Below are 18,243 nucleotides of genomic sequence, written 5' to 3' on the forward strand. Positions count from 1 at the left end.
AGGCGACTCAACATTGAGCTCAGCCGGCACACACCACCCGATTGCGCCCCCCTTCCTTGGCCTGATACAGCGCCTTGTCCGCACTGAACAGCAACTGCTCCAGGGTGATTTCGCTGGCTGTAGTCCAGGTGGCGATACCGATGCTCACGGTCATCGGCAAGACATCGGCGCCGACCAAGGGCAGCCGCTCGACCGCCAGGCGAATATGCTCGGCAATCTGCCGCGCGCCTTCACTGTCGGTTTCCGCCAGAACCACCGAAAACTCTTCGCCGCCGTAACGGGCAACCAGGTCCGCCGGGCGGTGCACGTTGGCGCGGATCACCTCGGCCAGGTTACGCAGTGCGACGTCTCCAGCCTGATGACCATGGCGATCATTGAAAGCCTTGAAGTGGTCGGCATCGATCATTAGCAACGAGAGTGGCTGAGTGGAACGCTGTGCGCGAAACCACTCGTGGCGCAAGGCCTGGTCGAGCGTCCGGCGGTTGGCTACGCCGGTCAAGGAGTCAGTGGCCGCCAATTGCGCCAGTTCCCGCTCGGCGTATTGGCGCAAACGCAGCTCTCGACAGAGCAGCCACGCCAACCACAGCAGACCGATGCAGAGCACACCGGTGGCGCCGCTGATCACGATAGCCGTGCGGTTCCAGGTCGCGAACACCTCATCGATGGACAACGCGACAATGACGGTGAGGGGCAAGTTACCCACGCGAGTAAAAGTGTACAGGCGTTGCTCGCGATCGACGCTCGATACACCTTCGAAGGTGCCGCTGCGCTCTTTCAACATACGCACGACATTGGGCCGGCTGGCGAAGTTCGTGCCAATGGTGTTGTCGCGCAAAAACGGTTTTTGGGCCAGCAGAAACCCCTCATCGTTGATGATCGCCAGGGTGCTGTCGGTGCCGACATCCAGACTGTTGAACAACTGCTCGAAGTAACTGATGCGCATCGAGGCCACCGCGACGCCGAGAAACTCGCCGGTGGGCGATGAAATGCGCCGGCTGAAGCTGATGCGCCATTCATCGGCGTCGTCGCAATCGCAGCGCGGTTTGAATGGCCGACTGATGAACATGCCGGTGTCGCGGTTGAAAACGTGGGCGAGGAAATAGTCGCGGTCGGCGAAGTTGCCCGGTTTCGGCTCGATCAATGACGAGTCGGCCAGCACGTCACCGTGCTTGTCCAGCAACAGAATGTCACCCTTGAATCGCGCTGTGGTGGAGCGGTCGAACAACACCAGGTGACGGATCTGCGGCGACACCTGCTTTAAGTCGTCCCGTTGCGCGGCGGCGATCAGGCCCTGCAACGTCAGGTCATAAAGTTCGACGGTGCGCAGTACGTCGGCGTCGATCAATTGCGCGATGGTGGTCGCGCTGCGTGTGGCGGTGTGCTGCGCGTAGGCGTGTTCGCGGATCAGCAGAAAAGTGACGATGCAGAGGATGGCGATGACGGTCAGGGAGCTGCCCAGTATCACCATGAGCTCAGGTCGACCGGTCGTGCCGGGAAGATGTGTTGGGCGCCTGGCGGTCATAGGGTTTTGGGGTCTGCTCGATGGACGGTATAAGCGACTGTATAAGCGACTGTATAAGCGTAGTTCCAAACGCGGCAGCCGAAGTCATCGGACTACCGCACCTGGCAGCCAGCGATGCCAGGAGATCCCTGGCACAAGGTATAGGTCCCCGTCCGGAAAAAGGCCAGCAAAGCAGACTGGCCTTTTGCTTTATTGCGAATCAGAACACATTGATCGGGTAGTCGAGGATCACCCGGTATTCATCGGTGTCCTGGTCCAGCGCACCGTAGCCATTGCCGCCGCGATGGGTCGCCCATTGCAGGTGCAGGGCCAGATCCTTCGCCTGGCCACTTTGCACCACGTACTTGAGGTCGACGTCGCGCTCCCAGTGTTGTGCATGCTTGCCATCGGCGCTGTACCAGGCGGCATAACCCGGACTGTTCGGGTCGACCTTGGTCAGGTCCAGTTCACCGCGCGAATAGGACAGCACCGACGTCAGGCCGGGCAGGCCGAGACCGACAAAGTCGTAGGCGTATTTGAGTTTCCACGAGCGCTCGTTCGGGCCATTGAAGTCCGAGTATTGCTGCGAGTTGTCGAGGAAGATGCTGTCGCCCTGGCTGATGTAGTCGAATGGCGTGTTGCCGTTGACCCGCTGGTAGGCCGCCGTGACGCTGTGGTTGCCCATACCCAGGGTGAAGTGCAGGCTGTAGGTGTTGTTGTCGATCCGCCCAAGCAATGCATCACCGCTGTCCTCGGTGTGGTAGTAGTGCAGACCGGGATTGAGGCTGACCAGATCGTTCAGCGCGTAGGTGTAGTCCAGGTCGTAGTAGTACTGGTTCCAGATGTCCTTGAGTTCAGAGGCGTACAGGCTACTGGTCAGGCCCGGTACACCGCTCCAGGCCATGCCCGCCCAGTTCAGGTGCTGGCTCTGTTCGCCATCGGGCAGGCTGCCGTAGGAGGTACCGATGCGCGTGTGGCCACTCTGGTTATAGGGTTTGGTGAAGCTCGCCTGGCCACCTTCGATCTGCCAGCCATCGAAGCTGTGGTTGCTCAGGCTGACGCCACGAAACGTCTGCGGCAGCATGCGGGTTTCGCCGCCGGCAATGACCGGGTTGGCGAGAAACAGGTCGCCGGCTTTCAGTTCGGTGTCGAAGACGCGCATTTTCAGGGTGCCGCCGGCTGTTGAAAACGACCCCGGCGCTTTGCCGTTGCCGTCACTCACCGGCAGGATGCTGGAGTTGTCCGTGCCGCCACCGCCGTCGAGTTTGAGCCCGAGCATGGCGTGGGCATCGATGCCGAAACCCACTGTACCGTCGGTGTAGCCCGATTCGAACTTGCCGATAAAACCCTGGCCCCATTCGATGTTGTCGTCCGCCTGCTGCAAGCGATTGCGGTTCATGTAGTAGTTGCGGGCGTTGAGATTGAGGCTTGAACCTTCGATGAAGCCTTCAGTAGTGGAAGGCTCAGTGGCCTGGGCATTGGCAGCCATCGTTGCGGCGATTGCAATGAACAACGGATTGAGGCGAAGAAAAAAACACACGGGTGGAACAGCTCCTTGGATCAACTGACAACTTCATTATTTGAAGTCCGGGGTGTTTCTTGTAAGAGGAAAGATGCTTTCCGTTTAAATCGCACAACGAAAAAAAGCCGCTGAAAGCAGCGGCTTGAAGACAAGTTTTTCAAAGGGAAGAGCCGATGAAAAGTGTCGGGGGAAACAGGTGTACCCGGTGTTGATCAGCTGTCTTTTTCGACCTGTGGCTGACCCTGAACGCTGGATGCTTGCGGAGCTTGGCTGCCTTGAGTGGCCTTGGCCGTCATTTCGCTCTGGTGCTGTTCGAATGCGGCGGCACGTGCGGCGTTATTCGCCACAAACGACTGCGACTCTTCCGCCATCGCCAGTGGCGAGAGGAACAAAGAGGACAAAATGAAAGCGCTGGCGATACCCATACTGTTCGACATCTAAAAAACCTTCCTGCCTGGCAGGTGCTGTTTGGTGCGGGCAAAGATAAGGATTTGGCAGGAAGGGAAAAAGAGCGGATTCATGAAAGGACTGTTGCGGAAAAGGCAATAGTTGGCAAATCCTTCGCCACTGGACGCTGTGTGAATCAGACCGGCAGGTGGATGCCGAAGGTATTCATGCCCTGATCGCTGCGCACGAACACATCACCGCCATGCATCAGCGCAATCGCCTTGACGATGGCCAGCCCCAGGCCGTGGTTGTTGCCGCTGTTGCTGCGTGATGCATCGACGCGGTAGAAGCGTTCGAACAACCGTGGAAGGTGTTCCTTGGCGATCGGTGAACCCGGGTTGGCGACACCAATGCTGACCTGATGTTCTTCAACCTCGATGTGCACCTGAATCACTTGCCCGGCCTCGGTATGCTGCACCGCGTTGTTCAACAGGTTGATCAACGCCCTGCGCAGGTGCGCAATCTCGATACGCACCTGGGCATCGCCACTGACCTGCACCTGAACCTGGGCATCTTCAAGAATGAAATCCAGGTACTCCAGGGTCGTCGCCACTTCATCGGCCAAGGAGGTGGAAATCAGTTTGGTCGCCTTGCTGCCTTGGTCGGCACTGGCGAGAAACAGCATATCGTTGATGATCGAACGCAGCCGCTCGAGCTCTTCGAGGTTCGATTGCAGCACCTCGAAATAATGCTCGGCAGAGCGGCCACGGGTCAGCGCCACCTGGGTCTGGCCGATCAGGTTGGTCAGTGGTGAGCGCAACTCGTGGGCGACGTCGGCGTTGAAGGATTCCAGGCGTGAGTAGGCCTGCTCGACCCGCTCCAGGGTTGAATTGAATGAGTTGACGAACTGGTCGAGTTCCGGCGGCAACGGTGACAGGCGCAAGCGCCCGGCGCGCAGGGGCGGGGCCAGGCGTTGGGCCTCCTGGGACAATTTGATCAACGGCTTGAGCCCAATGCGCGCCACCCAGTAGCCAAGCGCCGAAGCCATGAGCACGCCGACGATCGCCAGGCTGATCAGCGCGATCAGCAGTTGATGCTGGGTCTGGTAGAAGGTTTCGGTGTCGATGCCGATCATGAAGCGCAACGGTGGGCGTTGATCCTTGGCGGGGAACTCGCTGACCAGCACTTTCAGTGGATACGGATGATCCGGCAGATGCATGTCGCGCATGCCCAGCGGCCCTGCGGCAAAGCTGCGAATCTGCGCGGTCGGGTTGCCGTACTCGTAGTGCGAGTCGCCGCTGAGGATCCAGAAACTGATGCGCTTGTCTTCTTCACTCAGCAGGTTGAGCTTGCTGTTGATCTTCACCCAATGCTCGGGTGTGCCATAGCGGCCGACCGTGGATTCGAGCACGCTGTAGCGCGCGTCCAGTTCGGCCTCGGGCAACAGACCGAGGCCTTTGTCGACCTGCTGGTACAGCGCCCAGCCGATCAACAGAAACACCAGCAGCGCCACCAGGGTAAACATCCCGCTCAGGCGCAAGGCGATGCTGTTACTGGACACTGCGGCTCTCCAGCACGTAACCCATGCCACGAATGGTGTGCAGCAGTTTCTCCTCGAAAGGCCCGTCGAGCTTGGCGCGCAGGCGTTTGATCGCGACCTCGACCACATTGGCGTCGCTGTCGAAATTGATGTCCCAGACCATCTCGGCGATGGCGGTTTTCGAGAGGATTTCACCCTGACGTCGAGCCAGCACGCTGAGCAGCGAAAACTCCTTGGCGGTCAGGTCCAGGCGTGCGCCGCCACGGGTGGCCTTGCGGCTGATCAGGTCGATCCACAGGTCGGCAATGCTTACCTGAACCGGCTCATGGCCGCCGCTGCGCCGGGTCAGCGCTTGCAGGCGCGCCACCAGCTCAAGGAATGAAAAAGGCTTGCCCAGGTAATCGTCGGCACCGTCACGCAGGCCCCTGATGCGGTCTTCGACCCGCTCCCGCGCGGTGAGCATGATCACCGGCGTCTGCTTGCGCGCACGCAACGCACGCAGCACGCCGAAGCCGTCGAGGCCCGGCAGCATGACGTCGAGCACGATCACCGCGTAGTCGTTTTCCAGCGCCAGGTGCAGGCCCTCGACGCCGTCCCGGGCGAGGTCCACGGTGTAACCCTGTTCCGTCAGACCGCGGTGCAGGTAATCCGCGGTTTTTTCCTCGTCTTCGATAATCAGAACGCGCATGACCCTGCCTCAGTCTGTGGTCGCCAGCGCCGGTGCCGGCGAAGCTGCTGGTGGGAGAGGGTGCCGATGAAATAACCGCTCCAGCCATAAGTATATGACCGGCGTGGTGAACAGCGTCAGCGCCTGGCTCACCAGCAAGCCGCCGACCACCGCGATGCCCAACGGCTGGCGCAACTCGGCGCCGGTGCCATAGCCGAGCATCAGCGGCAGGGCGCCGAGCAGGGCGGCGAGGGTGGTCATGATGATCGGCCGGAACCGCGTGATACAGGCCTTGAAGATCGCCTCTTCTGGCGACAGGCCGCCATGGCGCTGCGCCTCGAGGGCGAAGTCGATCATCAGGATGCCGTTTTTCTTGACGATACCGATCAGCAGCACCAACCCGATCAGAGCCATGATCGAAAAGTCCTGGCCGCAGATCCATAGCATGATCACCGCGCCAAGACCGGCCGAAGGCAAGGTCGAGATGATCGTCAGCGGATGCACGAAGCTCTCGTAGAGCACGCCCAGAATGATGTACACCGCCACCAGTGCCGCCAGAATCAGCCATGGCTGGCTGGCCAGCGAACTCTGGAACGCCTGGGCCGCACCCTGGAAGTTGCCGCTGATGGCCGCGGGCATGCCGATGTCGACCTTGGCCTGGTTGAGCATGATCACCGCATCGCCCAAGGCCACGCCCGGGGCGAGGTTGAACGACAGGTTGGCCGCCGGGAACATGCCGTCATGGGCAATGGACAGCGGGCCGACGGTCGGCGCATCGAATTTGGCCAGGGCTGACAGCGGCACCATTTCTCCGCTCAGGGGCGAGCGCAGGTAGAAGTAGTTGAGGCTTTCCGCCTTGCCACGCTGTTTGGTGTCCAGTTCCAGAATCACGTTGTACTGGTTGATCTGGGTCTGGAATTCGTTGATCTGCCGTTGGCCGAAGGCATCGTACAGCGCTTCATCGACGTCGCTGGCGGTCAGGCCGAAACGTGCCGCGGCGCTGCGGTCGATGCTGATGTGGGTGATGCTGCCGCCCAGTTGCAGGTCGTTGGATATGTCGCGGAACGCCGGGTTGGTGCGCAGTTTTTCCGTGAGGCGCTGGGTCCAGGTGCTGAGTGTCGCGCCGTCGTTGCTCTTGATCACGTACTGGTATTGCGCCCGGCTCGGGCCGGAACTCAAGTTGATGTCCTGCCCGGCGCGCAGGTAGAGGACGATGCCGGGGACCTTCATCAGCTTCGGTCGGATCCGGTCAATGAACTCGCTGGCCGACACGTCGCGATCACCCCGGGGTTTCAGGGCAATCCAGAAGCGCCCGTTGGCGATGGTCTGGTTGCTGCCTGACACACCGACCGAATGGGAGAACGCCTGCACGGCAGGGTCGGCGGCGACGATTTCGGCCATTTCCAGGTGTTTTTTCACCATGTCGCTGTAGGAAATATCTGCAGCAGCTTCGGTGGTACCGAGGACAAAACCGGTGTCCTGGATCGGGAAGAATCCCTTGGGGATAAAGATGTAACCGGCAATCGCCAGACCGAGGGACAGGCCGAAGACCCCGATCATCAGCTTCTGGTGGGCGAGGGCGCGGCGCAGGCCCTTTTCATACAAGGCCAGCAAACGTTCGCCAAAGCCCGGTTTGGCGTGGGCGTGATGCACCGGTGCCTTCATGAACAGCGCGGCCAGGGTCGGCGCCAGGGTCAGGGACACCACCACCGAAATCATGATGGTGGAAGTGGCGGTCAGGGCGAACTCCTTGAACAGCCGCCCGACCACGCCGCCCATGAACAGCAACGGGATGAACGCCGCCACCAGCGAAAAACTGATCGACACCACGGTGAAGCCAATCTCGCCCGCACCCTTGATCGCCGCTTCGCGCATGCCGTCGCCGGCTTCCAAATGGCGGTGGATGTTCTCCACCACCACAATCGCATCGTCGACCACAAAGCCCACGGCCACCACAATCGCCACCAGGGTCAAGTTGTTCAGGCTGAAGCCCATGATGTACATCAGGGCGAAACTGGCGGTCAGCGAGACGCCGAGTACCGCCGAGACGATCAGCGTGGCCGACAGCTGGCGCAGGAACAGCGCCATCACCGCCACCACCAGCATGATCGCGATCAGCAGGGTGATTTCCACTTCATGCAACGACGCACGAATGGTCTGGGTCCGGTCGATCAGCACCTTGACCTGGACTGAGGCCGGCAGCATGGCCTCCAGTGCCGGCAAGGCTGCCTGGATGCGATCCACGGTCTCGACAATGTTGGCGCCGGGTTGCCGGGAAATCACCAGGTTCACCCCGGGTCGATCGCCGGACCAGGCTTGCACGTAGGCATCTTCCGAACCGTTGACGACTTTGGCGACATCGCGCAGATGAACCGGGGCGCCGTCCTTGTAGGAAACGATGAGTTGGCTGTATTCCTCGGGGTGGAACAACTGGTCGTTGGTCGACAGCGTGGAAATGCTCGATTCGCCGTACAGCGCGCCTTTGGCCAGGTTGAGGCTGGTCTGCTGGATCGCCAGGCGAATATCGGCCAGCGTCAGGCCGATGGCCGCCAGTTTGTCGGCAGAGGCTTGTACGCGGATGGCCGGACGTTGCTGACCGGTGATGTTGATCTGGCCGACGCCGTCGATCTGGCTGATCTGACGCGACAGCAGGGTTTCCACCAGGTCGCTGAGTTCGGTGCCGGGCATCTGCGTCGAGCTGACACTGAGGATCAGCACCGGGCTGTCGGCCGGGTTGACCTTTTTCCAGGTTGGCAGCGTCGGCATGTCCTTGGGCAGCTTGCCGGCGGCGGTGTTGATCGCCGCCTGGACTTCCTGGGCGGCCGTGTCGATGCTTTTATCGAGGGTGAACTGCAAGGTCAACAGGCTGGAGCCCAAGGCACTGCTGGAGGTCATCTGGGTCATGCCGGGGATGGCGCTGAACTGCACCTCAAGCGGCGTGGCCACGGACGATGCCATGGTGTCGGGGCTGGCGCCGGGCAATTGTGCCGACACCTGAATGGTCGGGAATTCTGCCTCGGGCAGTGGCGCAATCGGCAGCCGTGGGAAAGCAATGACGCCCAGCAGCACCAGGGCGAACGTCAGCAGAATGGTGGCCACCGGGCGGTCGATGCACCAGGCCGAAACCGAGCCCTGGCCCTTCATCGCGGCGACTCCGTTTGCACCACTTGCGGTGGATCCGTCAGCACCTGCACCGTCGAGCCCGGTTTGAGACGCGACTGGCCGTCACTGACCAGTTGATCGCCGGCTTTCACGCCTTTGATGATGTCCTGGCCGCTGCCCTGATAAACCATCTGCACCTGCACGGCTTCGACCTTGTCGCCATTGACCCGGTAGACGAAGTGTTGATCGAGGCCGCGTTGTACGACGGTCGGCGGCACCACCAGCGCACCTTTCTCCAGGGCTGTCTGAATCTTTACCGTCACCAGCAGGCCCGGCCAGAGTTTCTGCCCGGCGTTGTCGAATTCGGCCTTGGCGCGGATGGTGCCGGTGTTGGCGTTGATCTGGTTGTCGATCAGGGTCAGGTGACCTTCGCCCAGCAGGTTGCCGGTTTCGCCGTCGGTGTCGGCGCCGATGTAGGCCTTGACCTGGGCGCGCTGCGGATCGCTGATCAGGCCCTGCAGGGTTGGCAGCATTTGCTGTGGCAGGGAAAACTCCACGGCTATCGGGTCGATCTGGGTCACGGTGAACAAGCCTTGGGCGTCAGCCATGCGCAGGAAGTTGCCCTCGTCGACCGTGCGAATACCGACGCGGCCGCTGACCGGTGAACGAATCTGCGTGTAGGAAAGCTGCACCTGAGCCGAGTCAATCGAGGCCTGATTACCCTGGGCGGTGGCCTTGAGCTGATTGACCAGTGCCTGTTGCTGGTCGTAGGTCTGTTTCGACACACCGTCGTCGACACTCAACAGTTTGTAGCGCTTGAGGTTGACCAACGCCACTTGCAGTTGCGCCTGGCTTTCGCCCAGCTGGGCACGGGCCTGGTCGAGACTGGCGCGGATCGAGCGGTCGTCGATGGTCGCCAGCAGGTCGCCGGCTTTGACCAGTTGCCCTTCCTTGACCAGGATTTTGGTGAGGATCCCGTCGATTTGCGGGCGAACCACCACGCTGTGCAAGGACAACACCGAGCCGATGCCGCTGACGTAGCGCGGCACGTCTTTTTCGGCGACGGCCACCACTCGCACCGGGATGGCGGTAGGCGTGGCGAGTTTGGCTTTGGCTGGTTTGGTGGCATACCACAGGCCCAGCGCTGCCAGGACGATCAAAAGGGCGACGAGCAGGACGGGTTTGGTCTGGATTCGCATGCGAGTGAGACGCCGGGGCAAGAGGGTCGGTCGGTAGTGTCCTTTATAAACCTGTCTGATGGTCAGGAAGGTGACGGCTAACTGACGGCGCTGTCAGTTTGGTGTCGTTTGGGCGACCTGACGATTGTGGCTGTACCGACACCCACAGGGGTTCAGCGAGTAAAAAGGATTTCCATCAGTTCGCCAGCCGGGCCCCACCCAGGCTGCCACTCAATTCATAAGCCGCCAGTTCCGCCTGATGCGCCGCCAGCAATTCCGGCAACGAGCCACGCAGGTACTCGACCCAGGTCTTGATCTTCGCATCCAGGTACTGACGCGACGGGTAGATCGCATACAGGTTCAGCTCCTGCGAACGGTACTGGGGCATCACCCGCACCAGCGTGCCGTTACGCAGCCCGTCGATGGCCGCATACAACGGCAGCACTCCAACGCCCATGCCGCTGATGATCGCCGATTTCATCGCATCGGCTGAGTTCACCAGAAACGGTGAGCTGTTGATGGTGACCATTTCCTGGCCATCAGGGCCGTCAAAAGACCACTTCTCCAGGGGAATCACCGGGCTGACCAGGCGCAGGCAGGCGTGGTTGAGCAGGTCGCTGGGCTTCTGTGCGCAGCCGTTGGCTTTCACGTAGGCCGGTGAGGCGCAGACGATGCTGTAGGTGATGCCCAGGCGCTGGGAGACAAAACCCGAATCCGGCAGCTCGCGGGCGAGGACGATGGACACGTCGTAGCCTTCGTCGAGCAGGTCCGGCACGCGGTTGGCCATGGTCAGGTCGAAGGTCACGTCCGGGTGGGTCTTGCGGTAGCGGGCGATGGCGTCGATGACGAAGTGCTGGCCGATACCGGTCATGGTGTGCACTTTCAATTGCCCGGCGGGGCGCGCGTGGGCGTCGCTGGCCTCGGCTTCGGCTTCTTCGACGTACGCCAGGATCTGCTCGCAACGCAGCAGATAGCGTTTACCGGCTTCGGTCAGCGCGATGCGTCGGGTGGTGCGGTTGAGCAGACGGGTTTGCAGGTGGGCTTCCAGGTTGGAGACCGCGCGCGAGACGTTGGCAGTGGTGGTGTCGAGTTGCACGGCGGCGGCGGTGAAACTGCCGGCTTCTGCCACGTAACTGAAGGCGCGCATGTTTTGCAAGGTGTCCATGGGGTGCTCTCGGGTGCGATGGCAAATTGTGACACGAAGTTTCAGGGGCTGTGAGCCCCTACAAACGGATTATCGCGTTAACGGTAACAAAGATTCACAGGAATCCCAGCTTATCGCCATTCAGGCCGCCCCATAGAATTGCCCAACTTCGAAATATCCCTCCATCTCAGGAATTTGCAGCAGTGCCGCGTCGCATCAGCAGAGCGCTTTCGCCGCTCAGTGTCTTGGCTTTAACCCTGGCTATCAGCGGCTGCATCGGAACCGGAGGTATTGCCCCACAGGGCAAGGCGCTGGAGGCCAATACACTGGCCACCGACGAAGCCATCCAGAGCGCGGCCCAGGATGCACACTGGCCCACCGCGCAATGGTGGCAGGCCTATGGCGATCCGCAACTGAACCGCTGGATCGACCTCGCCCTGCAAGGCAGTCCGACCATGGCCATGGCGGCGGCGCGGGTGCGTCAGGCCAAGTCCATGGCCGGTGTAGCGGAAGCGGCGGAGTCCCTGCAGATCAATGGCGACTCGACCCTCAAGCGTCACAACTGGCCGACCGATCAGTTCTACGGCCCCGGTGACCTGGCCAACAGCACCACCTGGGACAACAACGCCTCGCTCGGCTTCAGCTATGCCCTCGACCTGTGGGGCCGCGAGAGCAATGCCACCGAACGTGCGGTAGACATGGCGCACATGACGGTGGCCGAAGCGCGTCAGGCCCAGCTCGAATTGCAGAACAACATCGTGCGCGTCTACATCGAGCTGTCGCTGCATTACGCACAGCGCGACATCGTAGAAGCGACCCTCAAGCAGCAACAGCAGATTCTCGAGCTGGCGCAAAAACGCCTGAACGGTGGCATCGGCACCCATTTCGAGGTCAGTGAGGCCGAGACGCCGTTACCGGAAACCCATCGGCAGATCGACGCGCTGGACGAAGAAATCGCCCTGAGCCGCAACCAACTGGCGGCACTGGCCGGCAAGGGACCGGGCGAGGGTGCGCAGTTGCAGCGGCCAACGCTGTCACTGGGCGCCGCATTGAAACTGCCTTCGGCCTTGCCCGCGCAATTGCTCGGCCAGCGCCCGGACGTGGTCGCCAGCCGCTGGCAGGTGGCGGCGCAGGCGCGGGGCATCGATGTCGCCCATGCCGGCTTCTACCCGAACGTCGATCTGGTCGGCAGCCTGGGCTACATGGCCACCGGTGGCGGCATGCTCGAGTTCCTTACCGGCAAGAAGCTCAACTACACGGTCGGCCCGGCGATCTCCCTGCCGATCTTCGACGGCGGGCGCTTGCGCTCGGAGCTGGGTGAAGCCTCGGCTGGTTACGACATCGCCGTCGCCCACTACAACCAGACCCTGGTCAATGCGCTGAAGAACATCTCTGACCAGTTGATCCGTCGCGAATCCATGGACAAGCAACAGGCCTTCGCCGCCGAGTCGGTGGCCACGGCGCAGAAGACTTACGACATCGCCATGATCGCCTATCAGCGCGGTTTGACCGATTACCTCAACGTGCTCAATGCCCAGACGCTGTTGTTCAAGCAGCAGCAAGTGCAGCAGCAGGTGCAGGCGGCGCGTTTGAGTGCGCACGCCGAGCTGGTGACGGCGTTGGGCGGTGGACTGGGTGCGGGCAACGACGTGCCGAAGGACAGCCAGACCCAGGCGCCGAAAACCCCGAGCCTTTTGCGGTGACGACCATTTTCCAAACGCAGCTGAATCTGTGGCGAGGGAGCTTGCTCCCGTTTGAGTGCGAAGCACTCACAAAACTCTGATGATTGAACAATTGATGGGGCCGCTTCGCAGCCCAGCGCGAGCAAGCTCGCTCGCCACAGGATTTCCCTCGTAGTTGGTTATTACTAAATGAGCAGGATTAGATGACCTCCTTGCCCGCTCCCTTGCGCTGGCTGTACTCCCTGGAATGGCGCCGGGGCTTCTATGATTGGGCACGCAGTGATGGCGTGACCTGGGTGTACATCTTCAAGGTGCTGATCGCCGCGTTCCTGACCCTGTGGCTGGCCATGCGCCTGGAACTGCCACAGCCGCGCACGGCGATGATCACCGTGTTCATCGTCATGCAGCCGCAAAGCGGCCAGGTGTTCGCCAAGAGTTTCTATCGTTTTCTCGGCACCCTGGCCGGTTCCAGCGTGATGGTGGCGTTGATCGCCCTGTTTGCGCAGAACACTGAACTGTTCCTCGGCGCGCTGGCCATCTGGGTCGGCATTTGCACGGCCGGTGCAGCCCGTTGCCGCAACTTCCGTGCTTACGGTTTTGTGCTGGCCGGTTATACAGCGGCAATGGTGGGATTGCCCGCACTGGCGCATCCGGAGGGCGCGTTCATGGCGGCGGTTTGGCGAGTGCTGGAAATCTCCCTGGGAATTCTCTGCTCGACCCTGGTCAGTGCCGCCATCCTCCCGCAATCGGCCAGTGCGGCGATGCGCAATGCGCTGTATCAGCGCTTCGGTGTGTTCGCCCAGTTCGTCACCGACGGTTTGCGTGCGCGCAGCCGGCGCGAGGCGTTCGAGGCCGGCAACGTGCGCTTCATTGCCGAGGCGGTCGGCCTGGAAAGCCTGCGTAGTGTCACCGTGTTCGAAGACCCGCACATGCGCCGGCGCAATGGCCGCTTGAGCCGACTCAACAGTGAGTTCATGAGCATCACCACCCGCTTCAACGCGCTGCATCAGTTGCTCGAACGCTTGCGCAGCAGCGCGGCGGATCAAGTCGTGGCAGCCATTGAACCGGGTCTGCAGGACCTGGCTGAATTGCTCGACGGCTACAGCGGTCGCGCCCTGACCCATGCCGATGCGGCGCGTCTGGTCACGGCGCTGACAGCTTACAAGGAAGGTCTGCCGGCGCGGGTGCGCAGCTTGCGGGCAAGCTTCCAGCAGAGCCAGCCGAGCGACGCCGAGCAGCTGGATTTTCACACCGCTTACGAGCTGCTCTATCGCTTCGTCGACGACCTGCACAGTTATGCCCAGACCCACGCATCCCTGGCCGATCACAGCCATGCCCGGGAGCAATGGGACGAGCCGTTCACCCCGCAGACCAACTGGATGGCCGCAGCCGCATCGGGCATTCGCGCGACTTTTATCCTGGTGGTGCTGGGCAGTTACTGGGTGGCGACCGCCTGGCCGAGCGGGGCGACCATGACCCTGATTGCGGCCGCCACCGTGGGCCTGGCTGCCGCCACGCCGAACCCGAAACGCATGGCGTTCCAGATGGCCTGCGGGACCTTTCTCGGTGCGCTGTTCGGTTTCGCCGAGATGTTTTTCATCTACCCGTGGATCGATGGTTTTGCGCTGTTGTGCACGGTGCTCGCACCGGTGATCGTGTTCGGCTCGTTTCTCGCCTCACGACCGAAATATGCCGGTGTCGGCATTGGCCTGCTGATCTTTTTCAGCACCGGTTCCGTGCCGGACAACCTCACTGTCTACAACCCCTATACCTTCATCAACGACTACATCGCCATGGTGATCGGCATGCTGGTGTGCGCGGCGGCCGGGGCAATCATCCTGCCGCCCAACAGTCGCTGGTTATGGCGTCGCCTGGAGCAGGACCTGCGTGGTCAGGTGGTGTATGCCATCAGCGGCAAGCTCAAGGGCCTGGCCACCAGTTTCGAAAGCCGCACGCGGGACCTGGTGCATCAGGCCTACGGGTTCGCGGCGGGCCAACCGCAAGTGCAGAGCGACCTGCTGCGCTGGATGTTCGTGGTACTCGAAGTCGGTCACGCGATCATCGAGTTGCGCAAGGAACAGGCGATCCTGCCGGTGCATCCGTCGTACGCCGAATCCCAGCCCTGGCGCCAGGCCATCCGGGTGATGGGGCGCGCACTGGTGCGGTTGTTCCTGCAACCCAACAGCAGCAATCTGGAGCGTGCGCTGATTGCCGTCGACCACGCCATCAGTCGCGTGCAGGCCACGGACGAGCCCTTCGCCCCGCACTTCGACACCTCGGCCCTGCGTCGGGTGAAAAGCTACCTGCACTTCATCCGCACCTCGTTGCTCGACCCGCAATCACCTCTCGCCGCGTTTGCCGTCGCCAAGCCCCAAGGACTTGCCCATGCCTCGTGAAATCGCCTTCCACGGCGTGTACATGCCGACCATGACCCTGATGTTTCTGATTGCCCTGGCAGTTGCCTGGGCGCTGGACCGGTTCCTGGCCGGGTTCGATCTGTATCGCTTCTTCTGGCACCCGGCGTTGTTGCGCCTGAGCCTGTTTACCTGTCTGTTCGGCGCGATGGCGCTGACTGTCTACCGTTGAGATCGTCCTGATGAAAAAGTTTTTCAGCCTGCTTGCGACCCTGTTGGTGCTGGCCCTTGCGCTGTGGATCGGGCGCAGCCTGTGGGAGCACTACATGAACACCCCGTGGACCCGTGACGGCCGGGTTCGTGCGGACATCATCAACGTCGCCGCCGACGTCACCGGTGAAGTGGTGGACGTGCCGGTACGTGACAACCAACAGGTGAAGAAGGGCGACCTGCTGATGCAGATCGACCCCGAGCACTATCGCCTGGCCGTCAAACAGGCACAGAGCCTGGTGGCCTCGCGCAAGGCGACCTGGGAAATGCGCAAGGTCAATGCCCATCGTCGTGCGGACATGGACAACCTGGTGATCTCCCGGGAAAACCGAGATGACGCGAGCAACCTCGCTGACTCGGCACTGGCCGATTATCAACAGGCACAGGCGCAACTCGAAGCCGCCGAACTGAACCTCAAGCGCACCGAGGTGCGTGCGGCGGTGGATGGCTACGTCACCAACCTCAACGTCCATCGCGGCGACTATGCGCGCATCGGCGAAGCGAAAATGGCCGTGGTCGACATGAACTCGTTCTGGGTCTATGGCTTCTTCGAGGAAACCAAGTTGCCCCACGTGCGTGTTGGCGATAAAGCCGACATGCAACTGATGAGTGGCGAAGTGCTCAAGGGCCATGTGGAAAGCATCTCGCGGGGCATCTACGATCGCGACAACCCGGAGAGCCGCGAGCTGGTCGCCGACGTCAACCCGACCTTCAACTGGGTGCGCCTGGCGCAACGGGTACCGGTGCGCATTCACATCGACGAAGTGCCGGAGGGCGTGCTGCTGGCGGCGGGGATTACCTGTACGGTGGTGGTCAAGCAGGGTGACGGGGCGTAACCCCGTAGGTCAATCGTGGTCAGCAAAACGTCTCTTGCAGATGCCGCCAGAGTATCCGCTCATCGATCTTTTCAAAGACTACGGTAGAGCGCCGATCCGAATGCAGCCCGGTCGCATCGGTCTGTTGTTCGCGGTAACTCACGGTGGCGCCGCCGTCGTACAAGGCAATGCCGCGAAGATCGCTGAGTTCGATCCTGAAGCCGAGTTTTTTTCCGCCTGCGAGGCTGAACAGTTCGTTCAGCGCGTCGAAATCCAGCACTCTCCCCAGTGGCGAGACCATGGAGAAATCCGCTGAAAAACGGCTCAACAGTTGTTCAAGCTCAGTGGTGTCTCGGGTTTCGGCCAGCCATTGTTCGATGGCCACGTGGGCCTGGATGACTTCGTTGAAGTAGTCGGTGTAGTCGGACATTCAATTTGATTCCTGAAGGTTTCACTGACTGTGGGGGCCACTTCGCGGGTAAACCCGCTCCCACAGTGATTTTGTAGTGTGATTGCTATCCTGGCGACACAGCAGAACCCTGTGGGAGCGAGCTTGCTCGCGATGGGGTCAATGCGGTCTCAGAGCTGCCCACGCAGTCCGAAGCGCTTCATCAAGCCGGCTTCCAGCAAACCCTTGGGCAACAGCCCGGCCAACAACGGCAACGCCCGGCTGCCATTGCCGATGCGCACCAAACGGGGTGGCTTGTCCTGTTGCACGGCCTTGAGTAACTGGGCAGCAAACTCAACGGCTGGCGTAGGCTTGTCCTGGGAGGCTTTGGCCCGTGCGCGAATCCCTTCACGCAGCGCAAACCACGGCGATTGTTCGCTGATCAACTGCTCGGCTTCGTTTCCGGCATTTTTGGCGAAGCTGGACTGAATCGCCCCGGGCTGGACTTCCATCACACGAATGCCGAACGGCGCCAGCTCCATGCGCAAGGCATCGCTCAAGGCATGCACCGCAGCTTTCGAGGCACAGTAGGCACCGGCAAACGGCGTGACCAGTACGCCGGACACACTGCCAATGTTCACCACCAGGCCTTTGCTGCGGCGCAGTACCGGGAACATCGCGCGGGTCACGCCAACGATGGCGAACACATTGGTTTCGAACTGACGCTGCATGGCCGCAACACCACCATCGAGCAGCGGCCCCATGGCGCCATAACCGGCATTGTTGATCAGGATGTCGAGGCCGCCGCGCTCCTGATTGATCCGTTCGCTCAGGGCTTCGAGCGCTGCGCCATCGTTGACATCGAGCTGTACCGCCGTGAATCCGGCAGCGCTCAAGGCTGCGACGTCTTCAGGCTTGCGCGCGCTGGCCCAGACCTCGAAACCAGCGGTCTTGAACGCATCGGCAAGGGCGCGGCCAATGCCGCTGGAACATCCGGTAATCAACGCAACGGGCATGGCGCATTCCTTGTGCAAAAAAGTTGGGGGATCAGTCGGAAAAACTACCCTGCAAACGCTCGGCGCGAAACTCCAGGGTTTCCGGACGGTAGCCGGGGCGCAGGGGAGGCAACGGCAGGCAGTCTTCCCAGTTCGCCCCGGCCTGCAATTCGCCGGGGCCACGATAGCGTGGTGCGGTGTATTGATTGTCCGCCAGATTGACCGTATCGCCCGGTGCATAGGCCGCGACGCGCCAGCGCAGCTCAGTAAGCGGCACGTCGTTGCCGTTGTTCAAGGTCAATTGCAGCGGTCGGTCGGCTGGGCATTGTTGTGGCGCATAGCTGATGCGCAGTTCCAGGCGTTGCAGTTGCTTGAGTTCGCGGTGGTCCATCCAGATCACCCAAGTGGCAACGATACCCAGCCCCACAGCTGCCGCCATGGAAACGGGCAGCGCCTTGGCCGGATAGCGCAGTAACAGGACCAACCAGGTGATGACCAGCAGGACGCCGATGAACATGGGGCGCAAACCTCGGGAGTGAATAGGACCATCGTACCTAAGGGCAGGGGAGGTTGGCGATGGGCGAGAGCTTTGTGGTGGATAGGCTGGCCTCATCGCGAGCAAGCTCGCTCCCACAGTGAATCGCTGTTGAACTCAAGACTTGCGGTCAACCCGAAAACCTGTGGGAGCGAGCCTGCTC

15 protein-coding genes are annotated in these 18,243 nt (G+C 61.4%); 4 read left to right on the forward strand and 11 right to left on the reverse strand.

Annotated elements, in window-relative coordinates:
* Positions 1-19 precede the first annotated feature (19 nt).
* The 8 genes from EIY72_RS18100 to EIY72_RS18135 all read right to left on the reverse strand — a co-directional run bounded on the left by EIY72_RS18100 (position 20) and on the right by EIY72_RS18135 (position 11,062).
* Positions 20-1,468 carry a sensor domain-containing diguanylate cyclase gene (locus EIY72_RS18100; RefSeq protein WP_371315378.1) on the reverse strand — a complete coding sequence of 483 codons (1,449 nt, stop codon included), beginning with the start codon at positions 1,466-1,468 and terminating at the stop codon, positions 20-22.
* Between the two features lie 253 nt (positions 1,469-1,721).
* Positions 1,722-2,990, reverse strand: a complete 1,269-nt coding sequence (locus tag EIY72_RS18105) for an OprD family porin (protein WP_093230289.1) — start codon at positions 2,988-2,990, stop codon at positions 1,722-1,724.
* 245 nt (positions 2,991-3,235) lie between these two features.
* Positions 3,236-3,460, reverse strand: coding sequence for a hypothetical protein (locus EIY72_RS18110; RefSeq protein ID WP_093214002.1), 225 nt, complete (start codon positions 3,458-3,460; stop codon positions 3,236-3,238).
* 146 nt (positions 3,461-3,606) lie between these two features.
* Positions 3,607-4,971, reverse strand: coding sequence for a heavy metal sensor histidine kinase (locus EIY72_RS18115; protein WP_093214007.1), 1,365 nt, complete (start codon positions 4,969-4,971; stop codon positions 3,607-3,609).
* Positions 4,961-5,638, reverse strand: coding sequence for a heavy metal response regulator transcription factor (locus EIY72_RS18120; RefSeq protein WP_093214012.1), 678 nt, complete (start codon positions 5,636-5,638; stop codon positions 4,961-4,963). Before EIY72_RS18120 ends, EIY72_RS18115 begins: the two co-directional genes overlap by 11 nt.
* Before the next feature lie 9 nt (positions 5,639-5,647).
* The gene (locus EIY72_RS18125; protein WP_093214015.1) at positions 5,648-8,761 is read right to left on the reverse strand and encodes a multidrug efflux RND transporter permease subunit; all 3,114 of its coding nucleotides are present in this window, start codon (positions 8,759-8,761) and stop codon (positions 5,648-5,650) included.
* Positions 8,758-9,918 carry an efflux RND transporter periplasmic adaptor subunit gene (locus tag EIY72_RS18130; RefSeq protein WP_093214019.1) on the reverse strand — a complete coding sequence of 387 codons (1,161 nt, stop codon included), beginning with the start codon at positions 9,916-9,918 and terminating at the stop codon, positions 8,758-8,760. The genes EIY72_RS18125 and EIY72_RS18130 overlap by 4 nt, the downstream gene beginning before the upstream one ends.
* A gap of 175 nt (positions 9,919-10,093) precedes the next feature.
* A complete protein-coding gene (locus tag EIY72_RS18135; protein WP_093214025.1) occupies positions 10,094-11,062 on the reverse strand; it encodes a LysR family transcriptional regulator in 969 nt (322 codons plus the stop codon).
* Positions 11,063-11,244: 182 nt separating this feature from the next.
* Here EIY72_RS18135 and EIY72_RS18140 point away from each other — a divergent pair, with 182 nt between their 5' ends.
* From EIY72_RS18140 to EIY72_RS18155, 4 genes are all read left to right on the forward strand, one after another.
* Positions 11,245-12,744: an efflux transporter outer membrane subunit gene (locus EIY72_RS18140; RefSeq protein WP_093214030.1), complete on the forward strand. Its 1,500-nt coding sequence runs from the start codon at positions 11,245-11,247 to the stop codon at positions 12,742-12,744.
* Between the two features lie 182 nt (positions 12,745-12,926).
* On the forward strand, positions 12,927-15,119 hold the full coding sequence (locus EIY72_RS18145; RefSeq protein ID WP_093214034.1) for an FUSC family protein: 2,193 nt from the start codon (positions 12,927-12,929) through the stop codon (positions 15,117-15,119).
* Positions 15,109-15,309 (forward strand): DUF1656 domain-containing protein, encoded by a 201-nt coding sequence (locus EIY72_RS18150; RefSeq protein WP_093214039.1) that lies wholly within the window; start codon positions 15,109-15,111, stop codon positions 15,307-15,309. The genes EIY72_RS18145 and EIY72_RS18150 overlap by 11 nt, the downstream gene beginning before the upstream one ends.
* A gap of 10 nt (positions 15,310-15,319) precedes the next feature.
* On the forward strand, positions 15,320-16,183 hold the full coding sequence (locus EIY72_RS18155) for an efflux RND transporter periplasmic adaptor subunit (RefSeq protein WP_093214043.1): 864 nt from the start codon (positions 15,320-15,322) through the stop codon (positions 16,181-16,183).
* A gap of 19 nt (positions 16,184-16,202) precedes the next feature.
* On the opposite strand, the gene EIY72_RS18160 is transcribed toward EIY72_RS18155, so the two are convergent.
* From EIY72_RS18160 to EIY72_RS18170, 3 genes are all read right to left on the reverse strand, one after another.
* Entirely contained in the window at positions 16,203-16,592 is a 390-nt protein-coding gene (locus EIY72_RS18160) for a DUF4440 domain-containing protein (protein WP_093214046.1), read from the reverse strand.
* Between the two features lie 149 nt (positions 16,593-16,741).
* Entirely contained in the window at positions 16,742-17,566 is an 825-nt protein-coding gene (locus EIY72_RS18165) for an SDR family oxidoreductase (RefSeq protein WP_093214049.1), read from the reverse strand.
* Positions 17,567-17,597: 31 nt separating this feature from the next.
* Positions 17,598-18,062: a multidrug transporter gene (locus EIY72_RS18170; protein ID WP_093214051.1), complete on the reverse strand. Its 465-nt coding sequence runs from the start codon at positions 18,060-18,062 to the stop codon at positions 17,598-17,600.
* Positions 18,063-18,243: the final 181 nt, after the last annotated feature.

Origin of the sequence: Pseudomonas vancouverensis, assembly GCF_004348895.1 — a bacterium.
GTDB lineage: Bacteria > Pseudomonadota > Gammaproteobacteria > Pseudomonadales > Pseudomonadaceae > Aquipseudomonas > Aquipseudomonas vancouverensis.

Coding starts and splice junctions, on each gene's coding strand:
- EIY72_RS18120 (WP_093214012.1), bottom strand. CDS start 5,638: ATGCGCGTTCTGATTATCGAAGACGAGGAAAAAACCGCGGATTACCTG.
- EIY72_RS18135 (WP_093214025.1), bottom strand. CDS start 11,062: ATGGACACCTTGCAAAACATGCGCGCCTTCAGTTACGTGGCAGAAGCC.
- EIY72_RS18100 (WP_371315378.1), bottom strand. CDS start 1,468: ATGGTGATACTGGGCAGCTCCCTGACCGTCATCGCCATCCTCTGCATC.
- EIY72_RS18155 (WP_093214043.1), top strand. CDS start 15,320: ATGAAAAAGTTTTTCAGCCTGCTTGCGACCCTGTTGGTGCTGGCCCTT.
- EIY72_RS18105 (WP_093230289.1), bottom strand. CDS start 2,990: ATGGCTGCCAATGCCCAGGCCACTGAGCCTTCCACTACTGAAGGCTTC.
- EIY72_RS18110 (WP_093214002.1), bottom strand. CDS start 3,460: ATGTCGAACAGTATGGGTATCGCCAGCGCTTTCATTTTGTCCTCTTTG.
- EIY72_RS18125 (WP_093214015.1), bottom strand. CDS start 8,761: ATGAAGGGCCAGGGCTCGGTTTCGGCCTGGTGCATCGACCGCCCGGTG.
- EIY72_RS18130 (WP_093214019.1), bottom strand. CDS start 9,918: ATGCGAATCCAGACCAAACCCGTCCTGCTCGTCGCCCTTTTGATCGTC.
- EIY72_RS18160 (WP_093214046.1), bottom strand. CDS start 16,592: ATGTCCGACTACACCGACTACTTCAACGAAGTCATCCAGGCCCACGTG.
- EIY72_RS18145 (WP_093214034.1), top strand. CDS start 12,927: ATGACCTCCTTGCCCGCTCCCTTGCGCTGGCTGTACTCCCTGGAATGG.
- EIY72_RS18165 (WP_093214049.1), bottom strand. CDS start 17,566: ATGCCCGTTGCGTTGATTACCGGATGTTCCAGCGGCATTGGCCGCGCC.
- EIY72_RS18150 (WP_093214039.1), top strand. CDS start 15,109: ATGCCTCGTGAAATCGCCTTCCACGGCGTGTACATGCCGACCATGACC.
- EIY72_RS18170 (WP_093214051.1), bottom strand. CDS start 18,062: ATGTTCATCGGCGTCCTGCTGGTCATCACCTGGTTGGTCCTGTTACTG.